Origin of the sequence: Microcoleus sp. MON1_C1 (assembly GCF_036701945.1) — a bacterium.
Classification (GTDB): domain Bacteria; phylum Cyanobacteriota; class Cyanobacteriia; order Cyanobacteriales; family Microcoleaceae; genus Microcoleus.
In genome coordinates, this window is record NZ_JAUBRO010000039.1 from 65548 (window position 1) to 72426 (window position 6879).

Sequence of the window (6879 nt, forward strand, 5' to 3'; positions counted from 1 at the left end):
ACCTTGCATATCGTTAAAAGCCGCACAAGTGGGAACAATGAACCGTAGTAAAATCGCCGCCCTTTTAACTTGCTTCAACCGCAAAGAGAAAACATTAGCTTGCTTAGAGGCTCTTTTTAAGCAGGCACTTCCAGCCGATGTTGATATTTTAGCCTATTTAGTCGATGATGCCAGTACCGATGGCACTAGCGAGGCAGTTCGTCAAATCTATCCTCAAGTTAATATTTTTTCCGGAGATGGGAACCTATTTTGGAACGGGGGAATGCGGGGGGCTTTCAGCGAAGCCATGAAAGATGATCCCGACTACTACCTATGGTTAAATGATGACACTCTTATTTATCCAGAAACCGTAAGTATCTTGCTAGAAACCACTCAAAAATTATCAGAAAAAGGAGAAACCAAAGCAATCGTTGGCGGTTCTACCTGCGACCCAGAAACCGGTAAAACAACATACGGCGGTGTTGTGCGAAATAACCCTTTGCACCCATTCCGATATGGTGTCCTAGAACCAACAAAAGAGCCTCAGATGTGCGATACTATGCACGGCAACTGCGTATTAATTCCCCGCAGTGTTGTGCAAATGGTCGGCAACCTCGATCCGGCTTTTGTCCATTATATTGGCGATTGGGATTATGGTTTACGAGCCAGACAGAAAGGATGTACCGTTTGGATTGCTCCTGGCTATTTAGGTACTTGTTCCCTCAACCCCCAGGTGACCAAAACGGCTGCTAATAATTTAAGCGAAGGATTGGATAAAATGAGCCAACCGAAAGGTTTATCCTTCAAAGATACTACCCTGCAACCGGCTCAAGAGTGGAAAGTATTTACTCAGCGGCATGGTGGCTGGTTGTGGCCAATTTATTGGCTGCTACCTTATCGCAGGTTAGTTTGGCTTTCAGTGTTGAGTAAACTGGGATTGACTAAAAACAAAACTCAAGGTGAATAGGATGGTTGATAGAAATGAACTCCGCATTGCTTGGCTTGTCCCGGAAGTGGGACTGGGAGCCTACTGGCAGCCGGTTTTGAGAGAATTTACGAAGGTTTTTAAGAATACTGTATTTTATACTGGTGGGGTTTGGCCGGGATTCGATCCAAAAATGCCGGGTTCGTCGGTAATTCAGTTAGTAGGAAAGACGAGTTTTGTAGAGACGACAAAGATAGATACAGGCTACGATCGCGGATTTATCGTAGTATCACCTAGTATTATCGGCTATCTGCTCGAATTTCGTCCTCAAGTCGTATTTCCCCAAGCTTTCTCTTTGTGGACTGTGATTGTAGCGCTTTTAAAACCGCTGATGCGGTGGAAAATTGCGATTATTTATGATGGTAGTTCCCCCAATACTGATTTTCGAGATTCGAGTTTTCGGACATTTGTTCGCCGGGTACTTGTGCGGTTTGCTGATGCTTTTGTTTCTAACAGTAATGCGGGTCAGCAATATCTGATAGAAGCGCTTAATGTACCGGAGGATAAAATTTTTACCCGAACCTATCTTGTCCCAGATGCGGGAGCTTTAATGAAACGGCTGGAGGGCACTGAGTCGCCGAATTTGGAGTTGAAACGCCCAATTTTTCTGTATGTGGGGCGCATCACATCAAGAAAGGGAATTAAGACGCTTTTAGAAGCTTGCGCTATTCTTAAAAGTCAAGGTTATGTAGATTATTCGCTGTTGATTATTGGCAAGGGAGATCAGCGGGAGGAACTGGAAGATTTTATTAAAGAGCGCAATTTTGAAGAGCAGGTAACTTGGGCCGGATGGGTGGAATATGGAAGTTTGGGTTCTTACTTTCAGCAAGCTGATGTTTTTGTATTTCCTACTTTTGAGGATGTCTGGGGAATGGTGGTACCGGAGGCGATGGTTTTTGGCAAACCTGTACTCTGCTCAAATGGCGCAGCTTCCTGCGAATTGATTGCTGAAGGGGAGAATGGTTACATTTTTGATCCTAGAGACTCTCAAGGTTTGGCTGAGGCGATCCGGCGTTTTCTGGACAATCCAGATTTGATTAAGTCAATGGGAGAGCGCTCACGCGAACTAATTGCTCAAAAAACTCCCGAAACAGCCGCCCAAGCTTATGTCGAAGTAACATCATTTTTAATGGGTAGTGGTTAAGCTGTTGTGGGTAGTAGAAAAAAACAACGTTTTTAAGTAACCAACAAAAACTAACCACTAACAACAAATTAAAAACTCACGCCTAACAACTAACAAGTAACCACTAATAATTGCCGATGAAAATTCTTTTATCTGCCTTTGCCTGCGAACCCGGACAAGGATCTGAGGAAGGAGTGGGCTGGAATGCGGTGGTAGAAGCCGCCAAACATCAAGAAGTTTGGGTACTAACTCGCACCTTTTACCGTACCGCTATTGAAGCTTTCCTCGCCGCGAACCCTAACCCTAACCTGCACTTCGTCTACATTGAGCCTTTCGGCTGGAGCGAAAATTTTAAAGGTAGACAGGGAGGGCTGCAATTGCACTATTACCTGTGGCAAATTTTGGCTTATTTAGAGGCGCGCGATCTCCACCGCCAAATTAATTTCGACATCGCCCGCCACGTCACCTACGTTAAATTTTGGTCGCCGAGCTTCATCTCGCTGCTGCCTATTCCTTTTATTTGGGGGCCTGTGGGCGGTGGCGAAGCAGCCCCTAAACCTTTTTGGGAAGATTTTAGCTTTAAGGCAAAACTTTACGAAACAGCGCGAGACTGGGGGCAGCGCCTCGGTGAGAGAGATCCCTTTGCCAGGATGACGGCTCGCAGAAGCGTCTTAGCTTTGGCGACGACGGAGGACACGGCTAAGCGGGTGCGGGCGATGGGGGCTAAAAAGGTGCAGGTGCTTTCTGAAGCCGGTCTGTCCAAGGCAGAGATGGCGCGGCTGGGAGAGTGCAAAATGCCAGGGGATTCGCCGATCAGGTTCATCAGTATGGGGCGGTTGCTGCACTGGAAAGGCTATCACCTGGCGGTACGGGCTTTTGCCCAAGCTAACTGGCCGAATGCCGAATATTGGCTGCTGGGGGATGGCCCGGAACGCGATCGCCTTCAGTCTCTAGCGGAAGAATTGGGCATTGCCTCTCAAGTTAAGTTGTGGGGGAGGCTGCCACGCGAGGAAACTTTGGGTAAGCTAGGGGAGTCTCATGTACTTATTCACCCTAGCTTGCACGATTCAGGTGGCTGGACTTGCTTGGAGGGGATGGCCGCGGGGCGTCCCATCATCTGCTTGGATCTGGGAGGGCCGGCTACTCAAGTGACGGCGCAAACGGGGGTAAAAGTACCTGGTTACAATCCAGAACAGGCAGTGCAGGGTCTAGCTGAGGCGATCACTAATTTAGCCGGCGATGCCGAGTTGCGATCGCGCTTGGGTGAAGCAGGTCGAAATCACGTCAGGGAAATCTATGATTGGGATGTTAAAGGTAAATTCTTTGCCCAATTGTGCGAAGATGTATGCAAGGAAAAATCAGGATAACTTCCTATTTGTTCGATCGGGCAAAACAAAGAAAACTATATTTTTTCAGGCGGTGAAACGTGGGCGTTGCAATCATTACTGGATCTGCGGGTTTAATTGGCTCTGAGGCGTGTAAATTCTTTGCCAAACAAGGCTTAGATATAGTTGGCATCGACAATAATATGCGCCAGTTCTTTTTTGGTGCGGATGGTTCTACAAACTGGAACCGCCAACAGCTAGAAAAGTCCTTGGGAACCAAGTATTATCACTTAGATGTGGACATTCGCGACTATGAAGCGATTACCAATATCTTTCAGCGGTACGGCGAGTCGATCGAATTAGTAATTCACACAGCAGCCCAGCCCAGCCATGATTGGGCTTCCCGTGCTCCCAAAATAGACTTTACCGTCAATGCCAACGGCACTCTCAATCTTCTAGAAGTAACTCGCCTGTACTGTCCCAAAGCTGTTTTTATTTTCACTTCTACAAACAAAGTATACGGCGATACGCCTAACAGTTTGCCTTTAATTGAATTAGAACACAGGTGGGAAATTGAACCCGGGCATACTTACGAAGGCGGCATTCGGGAAGATATGTCAATCGACCAGTGCCTGCACAGTTTGTTTGGTGCTTCTAAGGTAGCTGCTGACGTTTTAGTTCAAGAATACGGTCGATATTTTAATATGAACACCGCTTGTTTTCGCGGTGGCTGTTTGACGGGGCCAAATCACTCGGGAGCTCAATTGCACGGCTTCCTCGCCTACTTAATGAAGTGTGCCGTGACGGGAACTCCTTACACAGTGTTTGGCTACAAAGGCAAGCAAGTCCGCGATAACATTCACAGCGCGGATTTAATTGCGGCATTTTATGAATTTTATAAAGCTCCCAGAAGCGCCCAAGTTTATAATACAGGAGGAGGCCGGTACAGCAATTGTTCGATGTTAGAAGCGATTCAGATGTGCGAGGCAATTGCGGAACGCAAATTTAATTGGACTTATGCTGAAGGAAATCGGATTGGCGATCACATTTGGTGGATTAGCGACAATTCAAAATTTTCCAGTCACTATCCTAACTGGAAAATGAAATATAACGTTAAACAAATCTTACAGGAGATTTATGAATGTAACCGCGAGCGTTGGCTGAAAGAAGGGTCGGATAATTAAGGAAAAAAAAATAAATGTGCAGGGAATTTGGGTAAACGATTGAATATAACGTTAAACAAATTTTAGGGGAGATTTATGAGTGTAAGCGCGAGCGTTGGCTTAAAGAGGTGTTCCATGATTGATAAAGGGAAAAAGAATGTACTCGGCATATTAGTAAATGCCGTTAATTATGAAGCGGCTGTGAGCAAAATTATTGCGGCAGCTAGCGCCGGAAAACCCATGTCAGTTTCTGCTCTAGCGGTTCACGGCGTAATGACTGGCGTTCTGGACAGCACTCATCGTTATCGGATTAATCACATTGACTTAGTATTGCCAGACGGACAGCCGGTCAGGTGGGCGCTAAATTGGCTATACCATACGGAATTGCCCGATCGAGTTTGCGGGCCAAATGCTATGTTACAAATCTGCGAACGTGCGGCAGAAGAAGGGTTACCTATCTATTTGTACGGATCTCAAGCTTCTGTACTCGAGGCTTTATCTCGCAATCTCTGCCAGCGTTTTCCCAAGTTAATTATTGCTGGAACTCAGCCTTCTAAATTTAGGCACGTATCGGCCCAAGAGAAACAAGAAATTGCGCAGCAAATCCGCAACAGCGGTGCAGCAATTACTTTTGTCGGTTTGGGGTGTCCGCGACAAGAAGTCTGGGCTTACGAATACCGGGACGACTTATCAATGCCGCTGATTGCTGTAGGTGCTGCTTACGATTTTCATGCGGGTAATTTGGCTAAATCTCCTGAGTTTTTATCTAAGATAGGTTTGGAATGGCTGTTTCGGATGATTAAGGAACCCAAGCGCCTCTGGCAGCGGTATGTTTTTTTGAATCCGCTTTATATCTGGCTGTTTTTGCTGCAAGCTTTGAAAATCAAACAGTTCGACCCCACAGATGCCACGCCGCCTGTAGAAGAAGTATTATATGGTTGAAATTTAAAATTTTCTTGTGAATTATGGGTGTTCACAAGTAAAAAGTAAAAAAGCAAACACATCGTAACTAATTGTTTTGAGGTGCAACTGCGATCGCATATTCAAGAAAATTTATATCAAATCCGGTGGCATCCGAATTATAGTGGGAGCTTAAGAACTCGCGATTTGGGTAGCGAGATCTTAAGCTCCCACTGACACGATCCAAATATACAGCAAATTCCAGGTTTATGAAGTACAGTAGCAGCTTGTAAACCAGTTTTTGAAGTGCTTAGGATTGACCAAATCAAGGGCCGTAGCCAGCAAAATGTCAACCATCTTGGTAGTGCTTGGTGAGAATTGGCGTAAAAAAGATTTGAGTTGCGACCACCATAATTCTATAGGATTGAAGTCGGGAGAATAGGGTGATAAGTTCAGTAAACTAGCACCAGCGGCTTGTATTAATGGTTCAATAGTCCCCAACTTGTGAGCGGGTAGATTATCCATAACAACTACTGCACCCTCCCATAAGTTTGGCACTAAAAAATGTTCAATAAAGACTTTAAAAGCTCTGCCATCCATTGACCCATTTAGTGTCATTAATCCTACTACTTTTTTGGAGCTAATTGCTCCGACAACTGTGACTTTGGCGCCGCGATAAAATGGTTTTAAATCGTAGACCCTACTACCACATGTTGAACGTGCACGGGTTCGTGTTAACCCCAATAAAACGCCCATTTCATCCAAAAAAACCAGGTTGTCGGGGTCAACAGTTTTCACTTGTTCCCAATATTCACACCTCAGAATTTGCACTCTTTCAGTGGCAGACTGACTACTGCGTATGGTCTTTTTTTTCGCGTCAACTTTTGTTTTTGTAGTTCACGACACATCATGCTAGGGCTAATAGCTTCGTTGTAGTTCATAAGCCAATATTCACAATATTCTGACAACGTGCTATCAGGAAATTTTTCTACCATCTGGGTCAATTCAGTTGTGCGCGAGTGTAACACACTTTTGAGGCTTCCACCCTGTTTTTTAGGTTCAACATGACCCGGCGTTTGTTTTTGTTTTAAAATTTTTTGAACAAACCCTTTACTTACATCAAATCTGGCAGCTACTTTCCTAATTGAGGTATCACCTGGTTCATAAATTTTAACTATTTTCTCACGCAACTCGATCGAATAAGGTTTCATTTTTTTCGCTTATGTACTAAATACAGTGTATCATATATACATGGAATCTGCTGTATTATTCCGATGCCACCGGAAAGGATATTACGCGAGAAAACAATTTTTACATTATCTATGTGGTAATACCAATTTAATATGAAGCTGCATAGAATAAAGCTTCCAGAATGAAAGTGTAAGAAGATAGTGAACTGATTTC

General features: G+C 44.8%; 7 protein-coding genes. 5 read left to right on the forward strand and 2 right to left on the reverse strand.

Annotation, left to right across the window (positions count from 1 at the left end; genetic code table 11):
• Positions 1–37: 37 nt before the first annotated feature.
• From QUA62_RS21060 to QUA62_RS21080, 5 genes are all read left to right on the forward strand, one after another.
• Positions 38–946, forward strand: a complete 909-nt coding sequence (locus QUA62_RS21060) for a glycosyltransferase family 2 protein (RefSeq protein WP_333406413.1) — start codon at positions 38–40, stop codon at positions 944–946.
• Between the two features lies 1 nt (position 947).
• Positions 948–2108, forward strand: coding sequence for a glycosyltransferase family 4 protein (locus QUA62_RS21065; protein ID WP_333406414.1), 1161 nt, complete (start codon positions 948–950; stop codon positions 2106–2108).
• A 116-nt stretch (positions 2109–2224) separates the two neighbouring features.
• On the forward strand, positions 2225–3454 hold the full coding sequence (locus QUA62_RS21070; RefSeq protein ID WP_333406415.1) for a glycosyltransferase: 1230 nt from the start codon (positions 2225–2227) through the stop codon (positions 3452–3454).
• 59 nt (positions 3455–3513) lie between these two features.
• A complete protein-coding gene (locus QUA62_RS21075; RefSeq protein ID WP_333406416.1) occupies positions 3514–4596 on the forward strand; it encodes an NAD-dependent epimerase/dehydratase family protein in 1083 nt (360 codons plus the stop codon).
• Positions 4597–4671: 75 nt separating this feature from the next.
• Complete coding sequence (locus QUA62_RS21080) at positions 4672–5517, forward strand: WecB/TagA/CpsF family glycosyltransferase (protein WP_333406417.1); 846 nt, start codon at positions 4672–4674, stop codon at positions 5515–5517.
• Between the two features lie 225 nt (positions 5518–5742).
• On the opposite strand, the gene QUA62_RS21085 is transcribed toward QUA62_RS21080, so the two are convergent.
• The gene (locus QUA62_RS21085; RefSeq protein ID WP_333406418.1) at positions 5743–6273 is read right to left on the reverse strand and encodes a transposase; all 531 of its coding nucleotides are present in this window, start codon (positions 6271–6273) and stop codon (positions 5743–5745) included.
• Positions 6274–6293: 20 nt separating this feature from the next.
• Positions 6294–6686: an IS630 transposase-related protein gene (locus QUA62_RS21090; protein ID WP_333406419.1), complete on the reverse strand. Its 393-nt coding sequence runs from the start codon at positions 6684–6686 to the stop codon at positions 6294–6296.
• Between the last annotated feature and the right edge of the window lie 193 nt (positions 6687–6879).